Here is a 17,704-nt window from a genome sequence, read left to right on the forward strand (position 1 = left end):
GGGCTGGCGGATGGTTCCTGCACGGCCCGCTACGTCCGGAGATGCCATGTCGCTGATTGCCCTTCTGTTTGTCGCCCAGGCAGCCACAGCTTTCATGCCCTCCACGCCGGCCGCGACTAGCCCCGTAACGGCCGAGGTTCCGGCGCGGATCACGCGATTGCTGCAGCGCTATCCGGTGATCGACGGGCACAACGATCTCGCCTGGGAAATCCGCGACCGGCATGACGGCAAGGTCGAGCAGGTCGATCTGATGCGCGACACCTCCGCGCTGCCCTATCCCTTGCAGACCGATATCCCGCGGTTGCGGCGCGGCGGCGTGGGCGGGCAGTTCTGGTCGGTGTGGATCCCGGCGACCACCACCGGGCCGCGCGCCGTCGAGATGACGCTGGAGCAGATCGACATCGTGCGCCGGGTGGCGGCGGCGAATCCGGACGCCTTTGCGCTGGTCACCACCGCGGCCGAAGCGCGCGCGGCGCAGAAGGCGGGGCGGATCGCCTCGATGATCGGGATCGAGGGCGGGCACCAGATCGACGGCCGCCTGTCCGTGCTGCGCCAGATGAAGGAGCTGGGCGTCGGCTATATGACGCTGACGCATGGCAAGAGCCTGAGCTGGGCGGATTCATCGACCGATGCGCCGCGCGCCAACGGGCTGACCGATTTCGGCCGATCGGTCGTGGCGGAGATGAACCGCATCGGCATGATCGTCGACGTCAGCCATGTGTCGGACGCGACGATGGCGGCGGTGCTGGACATCGCCAAGGCGCCGGTGATCGCCTCGCACTCGGGCGCGCGCGCTGTGGCGGACGTGCCGCGTAACATTCCCGACAACCTGCTGGCGCGGATCGGCCAGGCGGGCGGGGTCGTGATGGTCAATGTGTACCCGGCCTTCGTCTCGGAGGAATGGCGCGCGTGGGATCGCAAGCGATCGGACTTCGGCAAGGCGCAGGGTCTGGCGACCGATGTGTACGGGCCCAAGGCGCCGGCGCCGCTGGTCGCGTGGGACGCAGCGAACCCGATGCCGCATGTCACCGCCGCCAACGTCGCCGACCATGTCGAGCATATCGCGCGCGTCGCCGGCAAGGGCGCGGTCGGCATCGGCGGCGATTATGACGGGATCGGCGGTACGGCGCCGGCGGACATGACCGGGGTGGACGGCTATCCGCGGTTGTTCGCGGAACTGGCGCGGCGCGGCTGGACCGACGCGGAGCTTGGCGCGCTGGCGCAGGGCAATGTGCTGCGCGTGATGGAGCGGGTGGAGGCGGTCGCCGCCAGCCAGAAGGCGATGAAGCCGGTCGACGCGACCGCGACCGACTGAGTCGGGAGGGAGAAGGAGCCGCCGCCTAGAGGCCCCGCAGCTGCGGCGCGAGGCGGCGGACGTCGAGATTGTCGACGCCCAGGATCAGGATCGTGCCGAGCCGCCAGTCGCGCGTCGCGACGCGCAACCCCTCACGCGTGGCTTGAACGTCGCGCCATTCGACCTCCCGCGCGGCAGCGCCTTTTCCGCGCACCTTGAGCACCGCGACGCGCCGGCCATCGCCGACGATCAACGCGGCCTGCCCGTCATCGCCAAGCACGGCGGACACCGGCGCGAAGCCGGCGAGGAGCTCTGCCGATGCGGACAACGCCTGCTCGGGTGTGGTCAGCCGCTGCCCGCCCCCACGGTGCAGCAGCCACATGATCAGCGCCCCCAGCCCGGCCAGCGCAGCCCCCGCTGCGCCCGCCACGACCCAGATCATCTGGGTGGCGCGACCGCGTCCATCAGCGGACGAAGGGCGGAGAGATCATAGCCGGCGCCGCGCGCCTGCTGTGTCAGTTCGTCCGGGTCACCGCCGAGGCCAGCCTGCGCCAGCGCCCACAGGTTGCACGACCGGGTGCCCGACCGGCAGTAAGCGAGCACCGGGCCATTGGCGGCGCCGAGCGCGTCGATCATCGCCGTGACCTGCGGCATCGAGAAGCCGGCGTGAGTGACCGGGATGGCGGTATAGGCCAGGCCCTGATCCTCGGCCGCAGCACGGATCGCGTCGCCGGTCGGCTGCCCGTCCTCTTCGCCATCGGGCCGATTGTTGACGATCGCCGCGAAGCCGGCGGCCTTGATCGCCGGAATGTCCTCAGGGGCGATCTGCGGGGCGACCGAGATGCGGTCGTCGATGCGGCGGATATCGAGCATGGCGCCAGCGATAGCGCAGCTTCGCGCACGGGAGAACCAGCGCCGGCGCGTTATCCACGGCTTTTTCAGCGGCTCAATGCTCGCGGATCACGCGCAGGAACGGTTCTCCATAGGCATCGAGCTTTCGCTGTCCCACGCCGGTCAGGCGGCCGAGCGCCGAGAGGCTGGCGGGGCGGGTCGCCGCCATCTCGCGCAGCACCGAATCGTGGAAGATCACATAGGGCGGCACGCCGGCCTCCTGCGCAAGTTCGCGCCGGCAGGTGCGCAATGCCTCGAACAGCGGGTCGTTGACCGGATCGGCCGCCTGATCGCCGCGGCGACGGCGGGCGCGCTTGGGCGGGATGACGAGTTTGAGCGTATCCTCGCCCTTGATCAGCCCGCGCGCGGCGGGGCCGAATTCCAGCCCGCCATGCGGATTGGTGCGCAACGCGTCGCGCAGCAGCAGCGCGCGGCCGACCGGCTTAAGCATGGCCGCCTCCTCGCCGTCGACGATGCTCCACACCGACAGCGCCTCATGCCCGTTCATCAGGCTGCGTTCGGAGGATTTACCGATCAGCACTTCCTCGACATAGGTCGCGCCATAGCTTTGGCCGGTGCGGAAGACGGCGGAGAGATATTTGCGCGCGGTTTCCGTCGCGTCGATCGCGTTGGGCGGCGACAGGCAATTGTCGCAATTGCCACAGGCTGCGTGCGGGGTCTCGCCGAAATGGGCGAGCAGGATGCGGCGGCGGCAGCCGGCGGTCTCGGCAAGCGCACCGAGCGCGTTGAGCCGCTGGCGTTCCCCCGGCTGGCGCTGCGGCTCGACCTCCGCGATGCGTTGTCGCGCGCGGGCGAAATCCTCCGCACCCCAGAACAGGTGCGCGACCGCCGGATCGCCATCACGGCCGGCGCGGCCGGTTTCCTGATAATATGCCTCGATCGACTTAGGCAGGCCGGCATGCGCGACGAAGCGGACGTCGGGCTTGTCGATCCCCATGCCGAAGGCGACGGTGGCGACGATCACCATGTCCTCGCTCGCGACGAAGGCGGCCTGATTGCGGCGGCGAATCTCGGGATCAAGCCCGGCGTGATAGGCGCGCACCGGGCGGCCGGTCGCCTCGCGCAGCGTGGCGGCGAGCTTCTCGGTACCGGCGCGGGTCTGGGCATAGACGATGCCGGGGCCCGGCGTGTCGCGGATGACGTCGGCGATCTGGCGCGTCGTATTGTCGCGCGGCGAGATCGAATAGCGGATGTTGGGCCGGTCGAAACCGGCGACGATCATCCCCTCTGTCGGAATGCCGAGCTGATCGAGGATGTCGGCGCGGGTATGTTCGTCCGCCGTCGCAGTGAGCGCGAGACGCGGCACATCGGGGAAGCGATCGAGCAGCGGGCGTAGCAGGCGATAATCGGGGCGGAAGTCATGGCCCCATTCGCTGACGCAATGCGCCTCGTCGATCGCGAACAAGGCGACCCGGCCGCGTTCGAGCAGGTCGCGGAAATCGGCCGTCGAGGCGCGTTCGGGCGCGATGTAGAGGAGGTCGAGATCGCCATCGAGGAAACGGCCGCGCGTCTCCGCCTTGTTCTCATCGACGCTGGTGAGGGTGGCGGCGCGGATGCCCACCGCCTCGGCCGCGCGCAGCTGATCGTGCATCAGCGCGATGAGCGGGGAGACGACGATGCAGGTGCCGTCGAGCATGGTGGCGGGCAGCTGATAGGTCAGCGACTTGCCGGCACCGGTTGGCATGACGGCAAGCGTCGACTGCCCCGCCAGCACGCGATCGACCACGTGGCGCTGAACACCGCGGAAATCGGGGAAACCAAACAGCTTCTGGAGGACGGAAACGGGGTCGGCGGCCATTCGCCGTGGCTCTACGCGTGCCGGGCGGGGGCGGCAACCGCGATGGCGCCGCTTGATCCGCAGCAGTTTACCCCGCGGCGCGACGCATTACATGCGGGGCATGAACAAGGTCCGCGACAATCGTGCCGAACAGGAATTCGAACTGGACGTCGGCGGTCATCGCGCGCTGGCCGCCTATCAGCGCGAGGGCGAGCGGATCGTCTTTACCCATACGCACGTCCCGGCAGAGATCGAGGGGCGGGGCGTTGCATCCAAGCTGATCCGCGCCGCGCTGGACAGCGCGCGCGACCAGGGGCTGAAGGTGGTGCCGCAATGCACGTTCGTGGCGGCATTCATCCGCCGGCATCCCGAATATCGCGATCTGGTCGCCTGATCGGGCGCGCCCGACAACAGATCAATAGTAGATCAGTCGGCGGTTTCGACCTCCGCCGCCTGCCGCTCGCTCGCCTGACGCGCCCATAGTTCGGCATAGGTGCCGCCGGCGCGGAGCAATTCGTCATGCGTGCCCTGTTCGGTCACACGGCCGGCCTCAAGCACGACGATCTTGTCGGCGTGGACGACAGTCGAAAGGCGGTGGGCGATGACGATGGTGGTGCGACCACGCTCGATCGCCTCCAGCGTCGCCATGATGTCCGCTTCCGTCCGGCTGTCGAGTGCCGAGGTCGCCTCGTCGAGGATCAGGACCGGCGGGTTCTTGAGCAGGGTGCGGGCGATCGCCACGCGCTGCTTTTCGCCACCCGAAAGCTTCAGCCCACGCTCGCCGACGCGCGTGTCATAGCCGCCGGGCTGCGCCTCGATGAAGCCGGCGATCGCCGCCCCGCGCGCGGCGGCGCGGATATCGGCGTCGTCGGCGCCTTCACGGCCGTAGGCGATGTTGTAGCCGATCGTGTCGTTGAACAGCACCGTATCCTGCGGCACGATGCCGATCGCGCTGCGCAGGCTGGCCTGGGTGACCGTGGCGATATCCTGCCCGTCGATGGTGATGCGGCCGCCGGTCAGATCGTAGAAGCGATACAGCAGCCGCGCGAGCGTCGACTTGCCGGCGCCGGACGGGCCGACGACCGCAACGGTGCTGCCGGCCGGAATGTCGAGCGTGATGCCCTTCAGGATATCGCGCCCGGGCTCATAGCCGAAGCGGACATCCTCGAAGCGCAGATGCCCCGGGCCGACGCGGAGCGGGCGGGCGCCAGGGGGATCGACCACCTCCGACGGGGTGTCGACCAGATCGAACATCGCGCCCATGTCGATCACGCCCTGGCGGATCGTTCGATAGACCATGCCGAGGAGGTCGAGCGGGCGGAACAGCTGCGACAGCAGCGTCGAGACGAGCACCACGTCGCCGGCGGAGAAGCGGCCGTCAGACCAGCCCCATACGACAAAGGCCATGCCAGCGCCGAGCATCAGATTGGTGATCGCGGCCTGGCCGATATTGAGCCAGGCGAGGCTGTTTTCGGACTTCACCGCGGCGGTGGCATAGGCCTGCATCGCGGCATCGTAGCGGCGGGCCTCCCGATCCTCGGCGCCGAAATATTTCACCGTTTCGAAGTTCAGCAGCGAATCGACCGCGTGGGCGACCGCGCCGGTGTCGAGATCGTTCATCCGCTGGCGCAGGCTGGCGCGCCAGTCGGTCACCTTTCGGGTGAACCAGATGTAGACGACCACCATCACCAGGGTGCCGGCAACGAGCGGCCAGCCGAACTTCACCCAGAAGATGCCGAGCACCAGCGTCAGTTCAAGGATGGTGGGCGCGATGTTGAACAGGAGGAAGTAGAGCATCGTATCGATGCTCTTGGTGCCGCGTTCGACCACCTTGGTGACGGCACCGGTGCGCCGTTCGAGGTGGAAGCGCAGCGACAGATTGTGGAGGTGGCGGAACACCTGGCTGGCGAGCCGCCGGGTCGCCTCCTGCCCAACGCTTTCGAAGATCGTATTGCGCAGATTGTCGAACAGCGTCGTGCCGAAGCGCGCGGCGGCATAGCCGACCACCAGCAGCACGACGAGGGTGACGGGGGAGCGCGGCAGCGACGCCATGCCGTCGACCGCGCCCTGCAGCGCGAAGGGCGCGCCATAGACCTGAACGAGCTTGGACGCGATCACCAGCGCCATGGCGCCAAGGACGCGCGCCTTCATCCCCGGCTCGCCGGTGGGCCAGAGGTAGGGGAGGAATCGTCGGAGCGTGGGCCCGAGCGGCCGGTCGGCGCTGTGGGCGGTCGGGTCGATTGGCGGCATTGGCGCCTATGTCGGGGCGCCGGGGCGTGGGCGCAATGGGGTGAAGCGTCGCAGCGTCCCTCCGGAGCGGGCCGGAAGGACGCTGCGTGCCATCACGATTCGGCCCGAGGGCCTGTTGATGTTACCGCGCGGCCGCCCGGGTGGGCGCGAGGCCCTTCACGAACTCTGTCCCGTGGCGGATTTCAGCGGTGGAGCCCTCCAGCGCGCCGCCGATCGGCTCGGCACGGCCGCCGAGGCAGGGGGCGAGGAAATTTTCCGTCACCGCGTTGAACGCGATGTTGTTCACCGGCCGGGCAAAGCCATGCCCTTCGTCCGGGAAGACGACATAGGTGACGGGGATGTTCTTCGCCTTCATCGCATCGACGATCTGATCGCTTTCGCGCACGTTCACGCGCGGATCGTTGGCGCCCTGGCCGATCAGCAGCGGCTTCTTGATCTTGTCCGCGGCGAAGAGCGGCGAGCGTTCCTTGAGGATCGCCTGACCCTCCGGCGTGGTCGGATCGCCCATGCGGCGGTACATCTGCTGCTTGCCGGCCTCCCAATAAGCCGGGATGGAGGCGAGCAGGGTGTTGAGGTTCGACGGGCCGACGATGTCGACGCCGCACGCGAAGGTATCGGGCGTGAAGGCGAGGCCGGCGAGCGTCGCATAGCCGCCGTAGGAGCCGCCCATGATCGCGACCTTGTCCTTGGTCGTCACGCCCTCGCGCACGGCCCAGTCGACCGCGTCGAGCAGGTCGTCGTGCATCTTCTTGCCCCATTCCATGTTCCCGGCGGCAAGGAACTTCTTGCCGAAGCCGGTGGAGGCGCGGAAGTTCACCGACAGCACCGCATAGCCGCGGTTGGCGAGCCACTGGTGATAGCTGTTATAGCCATAGCCATCGCGGCCCCACGGCCCGCCATGGACGAACAGCACCATCGGAACGGGCTTGTCCGCCCGGCCATCGCCGTTCGCGTCGACGCCCTTGGGCAGCGTCAGATAGGAGACGAGGTCGAGCCCGTCGCGCGACTTGATCACCGTGGGGATCATCGGCACGAGCGGCGCGCCGACCAGCGCCGGGCGTGAGACATAGAGCTGCTTCAGGGTCTTTGCCTTGCGATCATAGACCCAGGTGGAGGCGGGGGCGGACACCGGATCGAAGGCGACGAGCCATTTGTCGTCGGCATCAGTGCGGCTGGTGATCGTGAACTCACCCTTGTTCTGCGCCTTAAGGAAGGCGAGATCCGCCTTCACCGCATCGCCGACGGGCACATATTCGTTCTTGAGATAATCCGCGCGATAAGCCTCGATCACGCCGGTTTTAGGATTGAACAGGGCGTCGGCGAGATCGACGCGCGGGTCCTCGGCGATCAGCGTCATCTTGCCACTGGCATCCTGTGCCATGAGCGCACCGGTGTTACGATCACGCGAGTCCGCCCAGTAGATCGTCTTGCCATCGGTGGTGAAGCCGATCGCACCGGTCGTCGCGCTATCGTCAAGGCCATAAGAGACGATCGGGGTGGCTTCTGCCTTGCCGTCCACGATCCTGAACCAGTCGTCGCCGCCATCGGCGCGCGGGCGAGAGCCGATGCGGATGTTTAGCTGATCGTCGGCCATGAAGCCGGCATAGCCATCGTTCTGCATCACCAGCGTCAGCTTGCCGGTCTTGAGGTCGAGGCTGTGGACATCATGCCAGCGGGGATCGCGATTGTTGAGGCCGATGAGGACGCGGTCCTTGATCGTCCTGCTTTGGCCGTACGGGATCACGCGAACCTTCTCGAACGGCGTGTAATCGCGCGCCTCGCCCCCCACGACGGGAACGCCATAGAGCCGGAAATTCTCGTCACCGCCCTTGTCGTTGACGAACAGCACCTGGCTCGAATCCGGTGCCCAGAAGGTCTGGCGGATCGGGCGGGTCTTCTCCGCGGTCAGCGGCTTGGCCGCGGCGGGATTGTCAGCCGGGGCGACCCAGACGTTGAGCACGCCATCGCGCGGGGCGATGAAGCTGATCCACCGGCCGTCGGGCGACAGCTGACCGCCGGTCTTCTCCGGATTGCCGAACAATTTGGTGCGCTCGATCAGCGGCGCCGCCACCTGCGTCCGGGTGGCTGATGGTCCCGCGGCGACAGCCGCCGCCGCCAGTGCGATGCCTGTTGCCCCCAACAGCAATTTTGTCGCGATACGCATGTTGATTCTCCCCCTGAGCTATTGGCCGACTGTGTCATGCGCATAGGACACCGGCAAGCGCAAACGGAACAGTTTGAAGGCCTTGCGGGTTTGAGCAGGGAGTGGAGGCGATGATGCAACCGATCTATTTCGTACTGGCGATCATGGGCTGCGGGGACGATCAGTCCGGCTGCGCAGAGGCGCGGATCGACCCGGTTCGCTATTCCACCGTGCAGCAATGCCAGGCCGCGGCGCCAGCGGCGCTGGCGCGTAATACGGACCTGATGTTCCCGGTGATCAGCGCGGCGTGCCGCGCGAGCGGACCCCGGTGGGTTGCCAAGGACAAGGGGCAGCCGAAGGGCTGATTGCGCCGTTAGGGCGCCTAGCGCCCGGTCAGTTCTGCGAAATAGATGGAATCAGAAAGGGCGCCGGTCGATCGACCGGCGCCCTTCTGGTTTATTCGACGGCGACCTTGGCCTTGCCGCCCTTGCGCTTCGGCTTCTTGGGCGCCGCGCCGACGATCTCGAACGTCAGCGCATTGTCCTTCAGCTTCACCACGACCTCGCCGCCATGGACGAGCTTGCCGAACAGCAGCTCCTCGGCCAGCGGCTGCTTGATCTTCTCCTGGATCAGGCGGCCCATCGGGCGCGCGCCATAGAGCTTGTCATAGCCCTTGGTGGTGAGCCACTGGCGCGCCTCGTCGTCGAGCTTGATGTGGACGTCGCGGTCCGCCAGCTGGAGTTCCAGCTGAAGGATGAACTTGTCCACCACGCGCGCGACTACTTCGGCCGGCAGGTAGCTGAACGGCACGATGGCATCGAGGCGGTTGCGGAATTCCGGCGTGAACAGCCGCTGCACGGCCTGCTCGTCCTCACCCTCGCGGGAAAGATTGCCGAAGCCCAGCGTCTCGCGTGCCATGTCGGACGCGCCCGCATTGGTCGTCATGATCAGGATGACGTTGCGGAAATCGACCGTCTTGCCGTGCTGGTCGGTCAGGCGGCCGTTGTCCATCACCTGAAGCAGGATGTTGAACAGGTCCGGATGCGCCTTCTCGATCTCGTCGAGCAGCAGCACGCAATGTGGGTTCTGATCAACCGCGTCGGTCAGCAGGCCGCCCTGGTCGAACCCGACATAGCCCGGAGGCGCACCGATCAGCCGCGAAACCGAGTGGCGCTCCATATATTCGGACATGTCGAACCGCTGCAGCGGGATGCCCATGATCGTCGCCAGCTGCTTGGCAACCTCCGTTTTGCCGACGCCGGTGGGGCCGGTGAAGAGGTAATTGCCGATCGGCTTCTCCGGATCGCGCAGACCCGCGCGTGACAGCTTGATCGCGCTCGCGAGGTTCTCGATCGCCTTGTTCTGGCCGAACACCACGCGCTTCAGGTCCGTCTCGAGCGTCTCGAGCACCTTCTTGTCGTCCGTCGATACGCTCTTCGGCGGGATGCGGGCCATCGTCGCGATGACGGCCTCGATCTCCTTGGGCGTGATCGTCTTCTTCCGCTTCGACGGCGCCACCAGCATCTGCATCGCGCCCACCTCGTCGATCACGTCGATAGCCTTGTCGGGCAGCTTGCGGTCGTTGATGTAGCGCGCCGACAGCTCCACGGCCGATTTGATCGCGTCGGGCGTGTATTTGACGTCATGATGGCTCTCGAACGCCGAGCGCAGGCCGGCGAGGATCTTGATCGTATCCTCGATCGTCGGCTCATTCACGTCGATCTTCTGGAACCGGCGCAGCAGCGCGCGATCCTTTTCGAAGTGGTTGCGGAACTCCTTGTAGGTCGTGGAGCCGATGCAGCGGATCGTGCCGCCCGACAGCGCCGGCTTCAGCAGGTTCGACGCATCCATCGCGCCGCCGCTGGTCGCGCCGGCACCGATCACGGTGTGGATCTCGTCGATGAAGAGCACCGCATGCGGCATCTTTTCGAGTTCGTTGACGACCTGCTTCAGCCGCTCCTCGAAATCGCCGCGATAGCGCGTGCCGGCGAGCAGCGCGCCCATGTCGAGCGAATAGATGACGGCCGGCTTCAGCACGTCGGGCACGTCGCCCTCGACGATCTTGCGCGCGAGCCCTTCCGCGATCGCCGTCTTGCCGACGCCCGGATCGCCCACATAGAGCGGGTTGTTCTTCGACCGGCGGCACAGGATCTGCACCGTGCGATCGACCTCCGGCCCGCGGCCGATCAGCGGATCGACCTTGCCGTTGCGCGCCTTTTCATTGAGGTCGACGGTGAACTGCTTGAGCGCGCTTTCGCCCTTGCCGGCCTTCTCTGCCGGCTTCTTTTCTTCCTTGTCCTCGGCGCCCTTGGGGGTGGCGGCTTCAGGCGCGGACACGCCCTTGCCGACGCCGTGGCTGATGTAGCTGACGGCATCGAGGCGGCTCATGTCCTGCTGCTGCAGGAAATAAACGGCATAGCTTTCGCGTTCGGAGAACAAGGCGACCAGCACGTTCGCGCCGGTTACTTCATCGCGACCGGAGGACTGGACGTGCAGGATCGCGCGCTGCACGACGCGCTGGAACCCGCTGGTGGGAGAGGGATCGGTCTGCTGGTCGACCTTCAGCGCGCCCAGCTCGGTATCGAGATAGTGCGCGACGGTGGTCTTGAGTTCGCCAAGGTCGACGCCGCACGCGGTCATCACCTGGCTGGCATGCTCGTCATCGACGAGCGCGAACAGCAGGTGTTCGAGCGTGGCATATTCATGGCGCCGGGACGACGCGGCCTCGAGTGCCTTGTGCAGCGTGGTCTCGAGAGCGCTGGCAAAGGATGGCATTCAGGATACTCCAACCGGGCAGCAGGCAGGCGCCTGGCCCTTTCTCACCATGTCGTGATTGCGGCGGCCGTCATCAAGAAGCGCAGCCAGGGACCGGCAGGTGGCGTGGCGCCGGGCGGGTGCCCGCCCGGTCATCGCTTGAACAAGGCGTCCGCAGAGGCGCGCGTGTTCGACGCCAGCTCGATCTTGCGCCGGCTGCGGGCGATTTCGCCCTCCAGCGCCGTGATTCGCGCCTCCAGCTCGGCAACCGAGAGGCGATCGAGATCCTCGCGCACCAGGGCGGTCAGCGGATCGTCGGGCCGGGACCCGAGAATATCATCCAGATCCATAGCCCCCATCGTTGACCGCTGCGGGTGCGAAGTCAATAAGGCGCGCATAGTCCGAATGAGGGGGGACGCGAATGTACACCATTCCGGCGACAATGCGGGCGATCGATCCCGAGGCGCCCGGTAGGCCAGAGGTGCTGCAGATCGTGGAGCGTCCGGTCCCTGCCGTGCAGCCGGGCGAAGTGCTGATCCGCGTCGCCGCGGCCGGGGTGAACCGCCCCGACGTCATGCAGCGCAAGGGCGCCTATCCGCCGCCGCCGGGCGCGCCCAGCATCTTCGGGCTGGAGGTGTCGGGCACGGTCGTCGCGCTGGGCGAGGGGGTTCACCAGCTGATGGTCGGGCAGCCGGTCTGCGCGCTGGTCGCCGGGGGCGGCTATGCCGATTATGTGACGGCGCCCGCCGGCCAGTGCCTGCCGGTGCCCGAGCTGCTGTCGATGGAAGAAGCGGCGGCGATGCCGGAAACGCTGTTCACCGTGTGGACCAATTTGTTCGAGCGGGCCTATGCCTCCGAGGGGGATATGGTGCTGGTGCATGGGGGCACGAGCGGCATCGGGACGATGGCGATTTCGCTGTGCAACATCTTTGGCATCACCATCATCGTCACCGCCGGATCGGACGAGAAGGTCGCGGCGGCCAAGGCGTTGGGGGCGGATCATGCGATCAATTACAGGACCGAGGATTTCGTCGAGCGGGTGAAGGAAATCACCGGCGGCGCAGGCTGTGCCGCGGTGCTTGACATGGTGGGCGGCGACTATGTTGCCCGCAATATCAAGTGCTTGGCGCCGGACGGCCGGCATGTGTCGATCGCGGTGCAGGGCGGCGCCAAGGCGACGATCCCGATCTTCGAAGTGATGATGAAGCGGCTGACGCTGACCGGATCCACGCTGCGGGCGCGCGACAATGCGTTCAAGGCGATGGTCGCGGACGAGCTGGCGCGCATCGTCTGGCCGCATGTCGAGGCGGGGCGGCTGAAGCCGGTGATGGACAAGGCGTTCCCGCTGGAACAGGCGGCGGACGCGCATCGCCGGATGGAAGCCGGCGATCATGTGGGGAAAATCGTCCTGACGATGGGCTAGTCCCGGCCGCCTTTCGGAGAAGATCGGCCGATTTGCGCGGCGAGCCGGCCAGCAGCGATTTCGGGGGTCGATTTGTCCGTGTCGCGATCGACCTGGTAATTGGCGGCGCGCATCATCGCCGGGGTGATCGCGCCGATCAGCGGGCGCAGCGCATCGGCGAAGCGCGTGTCACCGGCGCGGCGCGGCGAGACCAACAGAATCGCGTCATAGCCCGGAATCGCACCGCGCGGATCGGGCAGCACGACCAGATCGTCGGCGGCGATCCGGCCGTCGGAGGAAAAGGCGCTGATCACATCCGCCCGGCCGCTGGCCAGCGCGCGATACATGAAGGTCGGGCTGTAGGGCGTCGCGGCGGCGAAGCGCATCGGATAGGCGCGGCGGATCGCGGCCCATTCGGCGCGGTCGAGAAATTCGAGGTCGGCGCCGAGCCGTAGCTGGGGCGACTGGCGGGCAAGGTCGTTCAGATCGGCGATGCCGCGCCGCGCCGCATCCTCCCGCTTCATCGCAAAGGCATAGGCGTTTTCGAAGCCGAGCGGGCCGAGCAACGTCACCTGATGCTGCCGGCGTGCCCAGTCGCCGATCGCGCGCACCTGCTGATCGCGCGACGGGGTGTCGCTGCGCTTCATCTCACCGGTCCAGATCGTGCCGGCATAATCGACATAGACGTCGATCGCGCCGCTCTTGAGCGCGCCGAAGGCGACCGCGGAGCCGAGCCCGTCGCGATAGTCGACGGCATAGCCCGCGTCGCGCAGCCGATCGCCGATCAGCCGGGCGAGGATGAATTGTTCGGAGAAGTTCTTCGCGCCGACGACCACCCGATCCTGATCGCTGCGCCACAGCGGCGCGGCGGCGGCGATAGTCGCGGCGACGATCAGCCCGAGCGACAGGGCCGCCAGCCAGCGGCGGCGATGCGCGATGCCCCATTCGGACAGGCCGAGCAGCGCGTCGGTGGCGAGCGCCAGCGCGGCGGAGGCGATGCACCCCGCCAGCACCAGCGGCCAGGATTGCGTCTGAAGCCCGGCGAAGATGAGGTCGCCGAGGCTCGGCTGACCGACCGTGGTGGAAAGGGTCGCCGCGCCGATCGTCCACACGGCGGCGGTACGCACCCCCGCCATCACCATCGGCAGGACCAGCGGTGCCTCCACCAGCCGGCGTTTCTGCCAGCCGGTCATGCCGATGCCGTCCGCAGCCTCGATCACTGCCGGGTCGAGGCCCTGGAGCCCGGTGACGACGTTCCGCAGGATCGGGAGGATGGCGTAGAGTGTGAGCGCCAGAACCGAGGGGAGGAAGCCGAGCGCGGGCAGGCCGCCGATCCACAGGAGTATGGGATAGAAAAGCGCGAGCAGCGCGAGGCTGGGGATCGTCTGGACGAGGCTGGCGGCACCCAGCGCGATCCGCGCCGCAGTGGGCCGGCGCGCGGACCAGAAGCCGAGCGGCACCGCGATGAGGATTCCGGCGGCGAGCGCCGTCATCGCGAGTAGGAAATGCTGTGCGGCGAGATCGGGGACGCGCGCCCAGGCGTCGCTCATCGCGCAAGCCCCGCGAGGCGAAGTGCCTGGTCGCGGGGCACGGCGACCAGCGCCTGCGCCTGATCGCCGCCGTCGCCGGCGAGAAGCGCGGCTGGCGTTTCGTCGGCGATGATCCGGCCGTGATCCATCACCAGGATTCGGTCGGCGAGGAGCAGCGCCTCCGCCATGTCATGCGTGACCATGATGGTGGTGAGGCCGAGCCGGCGGTGCAGCGCCTGCACCGCGTCGCCCAGCGCGCTGCGGGTGATCGGATCGAGCGCGCCGAACGGTTCGTCGAGCAGCAGCAGCTGCGGCCCGGTGACGAGCGCGCGGGCGACGCCGACGCGCTGGCGCTGCCCGCCGGACAGCGCGGCGGGCAGCCGGCTGCCCAGCGCGCGCGGCAGATCGACGAGGTCGAGCATCTCGCCCACGCGCGCCTCGCGCTGCTCGCGCGGCGGGCCCTGGTCGGCGATGCGCAGCGGAAGCGCGATATTCTCCGCCACGGTCAGGTGCGGGAAGAGGCCGACGTTCTGGAAGACATAGCCGATCGCGCGGCGCAGGAGGTGCGGGGTTTGATCGCGGACATCATGGTCGCCCAGCGTGACATGGCCGGCGGTCGGCTCCACCAGCCGGTTGATCATCTTGAGCAAGGTCGATTTGCCCGAACCCGAGCTGCCGACCAGTGCGACGAAGCTGCCGCCGGCGATGGTGAGCGTCACCTCGTCGACCGCTGCGCTCCCCCCGGCGTAGTGTTTCGCGATGCGGTGGAAAGCCACCGCCGGGCCGGATAAGTCCAGGGGCATCGGCCGGGAGGATGCGGGATGCCGCCACCGGCGTCAAACATGAGGGTTGAGAGATGAAGGCGATCCTGATCACCGGCGGGGGTTCCGGCATCGGCCGGGCGGTGGCGCAATTGTTCGCCGACCGGGGGTGGCGCGTCGGGATGGCCGATCGCGACAGCGCAGGGCTGAAGGAGACGGCGGCGGGGCTGCCGGCGGAGCGCACCAGCTGTCACGTCATGGACGTGCGATCGCCGGAGGATTGGGAGGAAGTGCTGGCCGAGTTCGCCCAGCTGAGTGGCGGGCGGCTGGACGTGCTGTTCAACAATGCCGGGGTCGCGGTGGGCGGGCCGTTCGGCGCGACGGGGCTGGAGGACATCGACCGGGCGGTCGACGTCAACCTGAAGGGCGTGCTGTACGGCGCGCGCATGGCCTATCCGTTTCTGGCCGCGACGCCGGGATCATGCCTGCTGAACACCGCGTCCGCCGCGGGCATCTATGGCACGCCGGGGGCAGCGGTCTATTCGGCGACCAAGTTCGCGGTGCGCGGGCTGACCGAGGCGCTGGACGGCGAATGGGCGGCGGACGACATTCGCGTGCGAAGCCTGATGCCGGGCTTCATCGACACGCCGCTGCTGCAGGCCGGGGTCGGCGGATCGAACCGTAGCGTGCGCGAGACGGTGGTCGAGGCGGGGCTGGAGTTCACGCCGGTCGAGGTCGTCGCGCAAGCGGCGTGGGAAGCGGTGCATGGCGGGCGCGTCCACACGCTGGTCGGCAAGACGGCGCGGCGACTGTCCTTTGCGTCGCGGTGGATGCCGGGATCGCTGCGCAAGCGGATGCGCGGCGGGCGGGCGCTCTGACGGGGTGACCGGGTGAGGCAAGCGGACATTGTGCGTTCAGACCGGCGGACGATGCGTTGCGATACGTGCTGGCGCTTGCTGCTGTCCGCTGGGTGACCAGCGGGGCACGAAACCGGCGGTAGCCCGGCGGCGGGCGCTCAGCTCGCCCTCTTCGGTTTGCGCGGCTTGGGGGTTGGCAGTTCAGCGGCGGTCAGGCGCAGCAATTCGCCGAGCCATTCGGCGTCGTCCCATCGATCGGCTTCGATCAGCAAGTTCGGCTTGGCACCCGGATAGGGCGGCGCTTCGGACACCGGCGCGGCATGGCGGCGACCGGATGCGGTGGGCTTCAGGTAAAGCTGATCGTCGCAGACCGTGCCGATCATCTTGCCGTCGAGGTAGAGGCCGTATTCGCCGAACATCGGCTTGGCCGAGACCGTTCCCGCACCGGCAGCCTGTTCGAGCAGATGTTCAATCGTGCGGTGCTGCGTGGCCATCGGAGCCAGCGTAACAGACCCATATCGCGGGGAACAGGGCGCGGGCACTGACGGCGGGGTTCTACTCGCCAATGGTACTTTTGTTGAGGAGCACGTCGACGCGATAGACGTGCGCCGGGCGGGCGAGGAGGTCGTTCATGCGGGCATTGTCGCGGAAGATGTCGCCGCCGCCACCCGCGACATGCGCGTCGCGGGCCGCGATGGTGGGGAATGCCTCGAAGATGCCGAACACCTGCGGCGAATAGCGCACGGCGAACCACGGGCCGGTTCCCGGTTCGCCAAGGACGCAGCCGTAGATGTCGCGGAGCATATCGACGACCGCGTCTTCCTTGCCAGGCCTTGCCTCGATGTGAATGTAGAAGGCCTTGTGCCCGTCCGCGCCGTTCTCACCGGTCAGGATGACGCCGCGATGCGGGGCATCTGCGATGGAACCGTGCCGGGGGATGGGACCGGGAACGGTGGCCGGATCCTCCGGGCGGGCTGAGGGTGGCGTAGGGCTTGTCATGCGCGATCTTCCGACAGTGGAGCCGGACCGGGTCCGTCGCCGTTGAAGCTATGCGGTGAATGGGCCTGCCACCATTGCGAAGGTGCGCGGTACCTTTCACTTTTTGCAAGGCTGCGCCGCTGCTACCTTGGTCGGCGATGCACCTGCCTGCGCCCCGCACCCTTCAGGCGTTCGTCGCCGCGGCGCGACTGGGAAGCCTTGCCGCGGCCAGTACCCGGGTGGCGATGTCGGTGCCGGCGCTGTCGCGGCGCCTCGCTGCGCTGGAGAAGGCGTTAGGCGTCCGCCTGTTCGAGCGGCTTCCGCGCGGTGTCGTGCTGACGGATGCGGGCGAACGCTACCTGGTGCATGCGGTCGCCATCCTCGAGCGGCTTGAGGTCGCCGCCGCCGAGGTGCGGCAGGATTCAGCGACCGTGCGGGTCACGACGATCCCGTCGCTGGCCACACGATGGCTGTTGCCGCGCCTGCCCGATTTCACTGCGCGCAATCCCGACATCCATGTCGATGTTCGCACCTCGATTACATTCGAGCGGCTCGACGGGGGTGAGTACGACCTGGCGATCCGCCTAGCGCCCGACGCCGAGATGGCGATGGCGCCGTTGCTGCCGATCCATCTCTTGCCGGTGTGGAGCGCGGGTCATTCGTTCGCGATCGATCGTCCCGCGGAGATTCTGCGCCATGTGCTGCTGGGACCGGATCACCGGCCGGAATTCTGGCAGGAGTGGCTCGGCGGCGTTGGTTTGGACAGGTCGGCGGCGCGCATCCGAGGGATCGATCCGCTGCTGCTGTACGAGCATGCCGTCAGCGGTGCCGGCGTCGCGATCGGGCTCGAGCCGTTGGTATCGGGTCTGCTGAACGATGGCCGGCTGACGGGATTGGCCACGCACCGGCTGCGATCGGCGCGCAGTTTCTTCCTGCTGGAGCCGCTTAGGCCGTCGACCCGCGCGGGGTGCCTCTTGCGCGACTGGCTGTGGCGCCAGGCGCACGGCTGAGCGGGGGGCTTGGGGGCGGGGCGGCCGGCCCCGCCGT

17 protein-coding genes are annotated in these 17,704 nt (G+C 67.7%); 6 read left to right on the forward strand and 11 right to left on the reverse strand.

What is annotated here, in order from left to right; all coding sequences use genetic code 11:
• Window positions 1-46 precede the first annotated feature (46 nt).
• Window positions 47-1,315, forward strand: a complete 1,269-nt coding sequence (locus CA236_RS08115; protein ID WP_125945221.1) for a dipeptidase — start codon at window positions 47-49, stop codon at window positions 1,313-1,315.
• Between the two features lie 25 nt (window positions 1,316-1,340).
• Here the strand turns inward: CA236_RS08115 and CA236_RS08120 are convergent, their stop codons facing one another.
• The 3 genes from CA236_RS08120 to recQ all read right to left on the reverse strand — a co-directional run bounded on the left by CA236_RS08120 (window position 1,341) and on the right by recQ (window position 4,004).
• A complete protein-coding gene (locus tag CA236_RS08120) occupies window positions 1,341-1,736 on the reverse strand; it encodes a hypothetical protein (RefSeq protein WP_125945222.1) in 396 nt (131 codons plus the stop codon).
• A complete protein-coding gene (locus CA236_RS08125) occupies window positions 1,733-2,167 on the reverse strand; it encodes a TIGR01244 family sulfur transferase (RefSeq protein WP_046408368.1) in 435 nt (144 codons plus the stop codon). Before CA236_RS08125 ends, CA236_RS08120 begins: the two co-directional genes overlap by 4 nt.
• 73 nt (window positions 2,168-2,240) lie before the next feature.
• Window positions 2,241-4,004: a DNA helicase RecQ gene (gene recQ / locus CA236_RS08130; RefSeq protein ID WP_125945223.1), complete on the reverse strand. Its 1,764-nt coding sequence runs from the start codon at window positions 4,002-4,004 to the stop codon at window positions 2,241-2,243.
• Window positions 4,005-4,104: 100 nt separating this feature from the next.
• Here recQ and CA236_RS08135 point away from each other — a divergent pair, with 100 nt between their 5' ends.
• The gene (locus CA236_RS08135; RefSeq protein ID WP_046408459.1) at window positions 4,105-4,377 is read left to right on the forward strand and encodes a GNAT family N-acetyltransferase; all 273 of its coding nucleotides are present in this window, start codon (window positions 4,105-4,107) and stop codon (window positions 4,375-4,377) included.
• 32 nt (window positions 4,378-4,409) lie between these two features.
• On the opposite strand, the gene CA236_RS08140 is transcribed toward CA236_RS08135, so the two are convergent.
• Together CA236_RS08140 and CA236_RS08145 are read right to left on the reverse strand one after the other, a co-directional pair.
• A complete protein-coding gene (locus CA236_RS08140; protein WP_125945224.1) occupies window positions 4,410-6,233 on the reverse strand; it encodes an ABC transporter ATP-binding protein/permease in 1,824 nt (607 codons plus the stop codon).
• A 121-nt stretch (window positions 6,234-6,354) separates the two neighbouring features.
• Window positions 6,355-8,397 carry a S9 family peptidase gene (locus CA236_RS08145; RefSeq protein WP_125945225.1) on the reverse strand — a complete coding sequence of 681 codons (2,043 nt, stop codon included), beginning with the start codon at window positions 8,395-8,397 and terminating at the stop codon, window positions 6,355-6,357.
• Between the two features lie 110 nt (window positions 8,398-8,507).
• Here CA236_RS08145 and CA236_RS08150 point away from each other — a divergent pair, with 110 nt between their 5' ends.
• Window positions 8,508-8,741 (forward strand): hypothetical protein, encoded by a 234-nt coding sequence (locus tag CA236_RS08150; protein ID WP_241212575.1) that lies wholly within the window; start codon window positions 8,508-8,510, stop codon window positions 8,739-8,741.
• A gap of 91 nt (window positions 8,742-8,832) precedes the next feature.
• Here CA236_RS08150 and clpA read toward each other — a convergent pair whose 3' ends face one another.
• Together clpA and CA236_RS08160 are read right to left on the reverse strand one after the other, a co-directional pair.
• Entirely contained in the window at window positions 8,833-11,151 is a 2,319-nt protein-coding gene (gene clpA / locus CA236_RS08155) for an ATP-dependent Clp protease ATP-binding subunit ClpA (RefSeq protein WP_125945226.1), read from the reverse strand.
• Window positions 11,152-11,282: 131 nt separating this feature from the next.
• Window positions 11,283-11,480, reverse strand: coding sequence for a DUF1192 domain-containing protein (locus tag CA236_RS08160; protein WP_046408360.1), 198 nt, complete (start codon window positions 11,478-11,480; stop codon window positions 11,283-11,285).
• Between the two features lie 71 nt (window positions 11,481-11,551).
• Between CA236_RS08160 and CA236_RS08165 the strand changes: the two genes are divergently transcribed.
• On the forward strand, window positions 11,552-12,553 hold the full coding sequence (locus tag CA236_RS08165) for an NAD(P)H-quinone oxidoreductase (protein ID WP_206430530.1): 1,002 nt from the start codon (window positions 11,552-11,554) through the stop codon (window positions 12,551-12,553).
• Here CA236_RS08165 and CA236_RS08170 read toward each other — a convergent pair.
• Together CA236_RS08170 and CA236_RS08175 are read right to left on the reverse strand one after the other, a co-directional pair.
• Complete coding sequence (locus CA236_RS08170) at window positions 12,550-14,082, reverse strand: ABC transporter permease/substrate-binding protein (protein ID WP_125945227.1); 1,533 nt, start codon at window positions 14,080-14,082, stop codon at window positions 12,550-12,552. The genes CA236_RS08165 and CA236_RS08170 overlap by 4 nt on opposite strands.
• Window positions 14,079-14,864: an ABC transporter ATP-binding protein gene (locus CA236_RS08175; protein WP_125945228.1), complete on the reverse strand. Its 786-nt coding sequence runs from the start codon at window positions 14,862-14,864 to the stop codon at window positions 14,079-14,081. The genes CA236_RS08170 and CA236_RS08175 overlap by 4 nt, the downstream gene beginning before the upstream one ends.
• Window positions 14,865-14,917: 53 nt before the next feature.
• Here CA236_RS08175 and CA236_RS08180 point away from each other — a divergent pair, with 53 nt between their 5' ends.
• Window positions 14,918-15,700, forward strand: a complete 783-nt coding sequence (locus CA236_RS08180) for an SDR family oxidoreductase (protein WP_125945229.1) — start codon at window positions 14,918-14,920, stop codon at window positions 15,698-15,700.
• A 137-nt stretch (window positions 15,701-15,837) separates the two neighbouring features.
• Here the strand turns inward: CA236_RS08180 and CA236_RS08185 are convergent, their stop codons facing one another.
• On the reverse strand, window positions 15,838-16,173 hold the full coding sequence (locus CA236_RS08185; protein ID WP_125945230.1) for a TfoX/Sxy family protein: 336 nt from the start codon (window positions 16,171-16,173) through the stop codon (window positions 15,838-15,840).
• 61 nt (window positions 16,174-16,234) lie between these two features.
• Window positions 16,235-16,678, reverse strand: coding sequence for a hypothetical protein (locus tag CA236_RS08190; RefSeq protein ID WP_206430531.1), 444 nt, complete (start codon window positions 16,676-16,678; stop codon window positions 16,235-16,237).
• 137 nt (window positions 16,679-16,815) lie between these two features.
• Between CA236_RS08190 and CA236_RS08195 the strand changes: the two genes are divergently transcribed.
• The gene (locus CA236_RS08195) at window positions 16,816-17,667 is read left to right on the forward strand and encodes a LysR substrate-binding domain-containing protein (RefSeq protein ID WP_164518893.1); all 852 of its coding nucleotides are present in this window, start codon (window positions 16,816-16,818) and stop codon (window positions 17,665-17,667) included.
• Window positions 17,668-17,704: the final 37 nt, after the last annotated feature.

The sequence above is a fragment of the Sphingomonas sp. ABOLG genome (genome assembly GCF_003950435.1).
Taxonomy (GTDB): Bacteria; Pseudomonadota; Alphaproteobacteria; order Sphingomonadales; family Sphingomonadaceae; genus Sphingomonas; species Sphingomonas panaciterrae.

Bases quoted from the DNA above. Each gene is read 5' to 3' on its own strand.
- CA236_RS08115 (WP_125945221.1), top strand. From the start codon at position 47: ATGTCGCTGATTGCCCTTCTGTTTGTCGCCCAGGCAGCCACAGCTTTC.
- CA236_RS08120 (WP_125945222.1), bottom strand. From the start codon at position 1,736: ATGATCTGGGTCGTGGCGGGCGCAGCGGGGGCTGCGCTGGCCGGGCTG.
- CA236_RS08125 (WP_046408368.1), bottom strand. From the start codon at position 2,167: ATGCTCGATATCCGCCGCATCGACGACCGCATCTCGGTCGCCCCGCAG.
- recQ (WP_125945223.1), bottom strand. From the start codon at position 4,004: ATGGCCGCCGACCCCGTTTCCGTCCTCCAGAAGCTGTTTGGTTTCCCC.
- CA236_RS08135 (WP_046408459.1), top strand. From the start codon at position 4,105: ATGAACAAGGTCCGCGACAATCGTGCCGAACAGGAATTCGAACTGGAC.
- CA236_RS08140 (WP_125945224.1), bottom strand. From the start codon at position 6,233: ATGCCGCCAATCGACCCGACCGCCCACAGCGCCGACCGGCCGCTCGGG.
- CA236_RS08145 (WP_125945225.1), bottom strand. From the start codon at position 8,397: ATGCGTATCGCGACAAAATTGCTGTTGGGGGCAACAGGCATCGCACTG.
- CA236_RS08150 (WP_241212575.1), top strand. From the start codon at position 8,508: ATGATGCAACCGATCTATTTCGTACTGGCGATCATGGGCTGCGGGGAC.
- clpA (WP_125945226.1), bottom strand. From the start codon at position 11,151: ATGCCATCCTTTGCCAGCGCTCTCGAGACCACGCTGCACAAGGCACTC.
- CA236_RS08160 (WP_046408360.1), bottom strand. From the start codon at position 11,480: ATGGATCTGGATGATATTCTCGGGTCCCGGCCCGACGATCCGCTGACC.
- CA236_RS08165 (WP_206430530.1), top strand. From the start codon at position 11,552: ATGTACACCATTCCGGCGACAATGCGGGCGATCGATCCCGAGGCGCCC.
- CA236_RS08170 (WP_125945227.1), bottom strand. From the start codon at position 14,082: ATGAGCGACGCCTGGGCGCGCGTCCCCGATCTCGCCGCACAGCATTTC.
- CA236_RS08175 (WP_125945228.1), bottom strand. From the start codon at position 14,864: ATGCCCCTGGACTTATCCGGCCCGGCGGTGGCTTTCCACCGCATCGCG.
- CA236_RS08180 (WP_125945229.1), top strand. From the start codon at position 14,918: ATGAAGGCGATCCTGATCACCGGCGGGGGTTCCGGCATCGGCCGGGCG.
- CA236_RS08185 (WP_125945230.1), bottom strand. From the start codon at position 16,173: ATGGCCACGCAGCACCGCACGATTGAACATCTGCTCGAACAGGCTGCC.
- CA236_RS08190 (WP_206430531.1), bottom strand. From the start codon at position 16,678: ATGACAAGCCCTACGCCACCCTCAGCCCGCCCGGAGGATCCGGCCACC.
- CA236_RS08195 (WP_164518893.1), top strand. From the start codon at position 16,816: ATGCACCTGCCTGCGCCCCGCACCCTTCAGGCGTTCGTCGCCGCGGCG.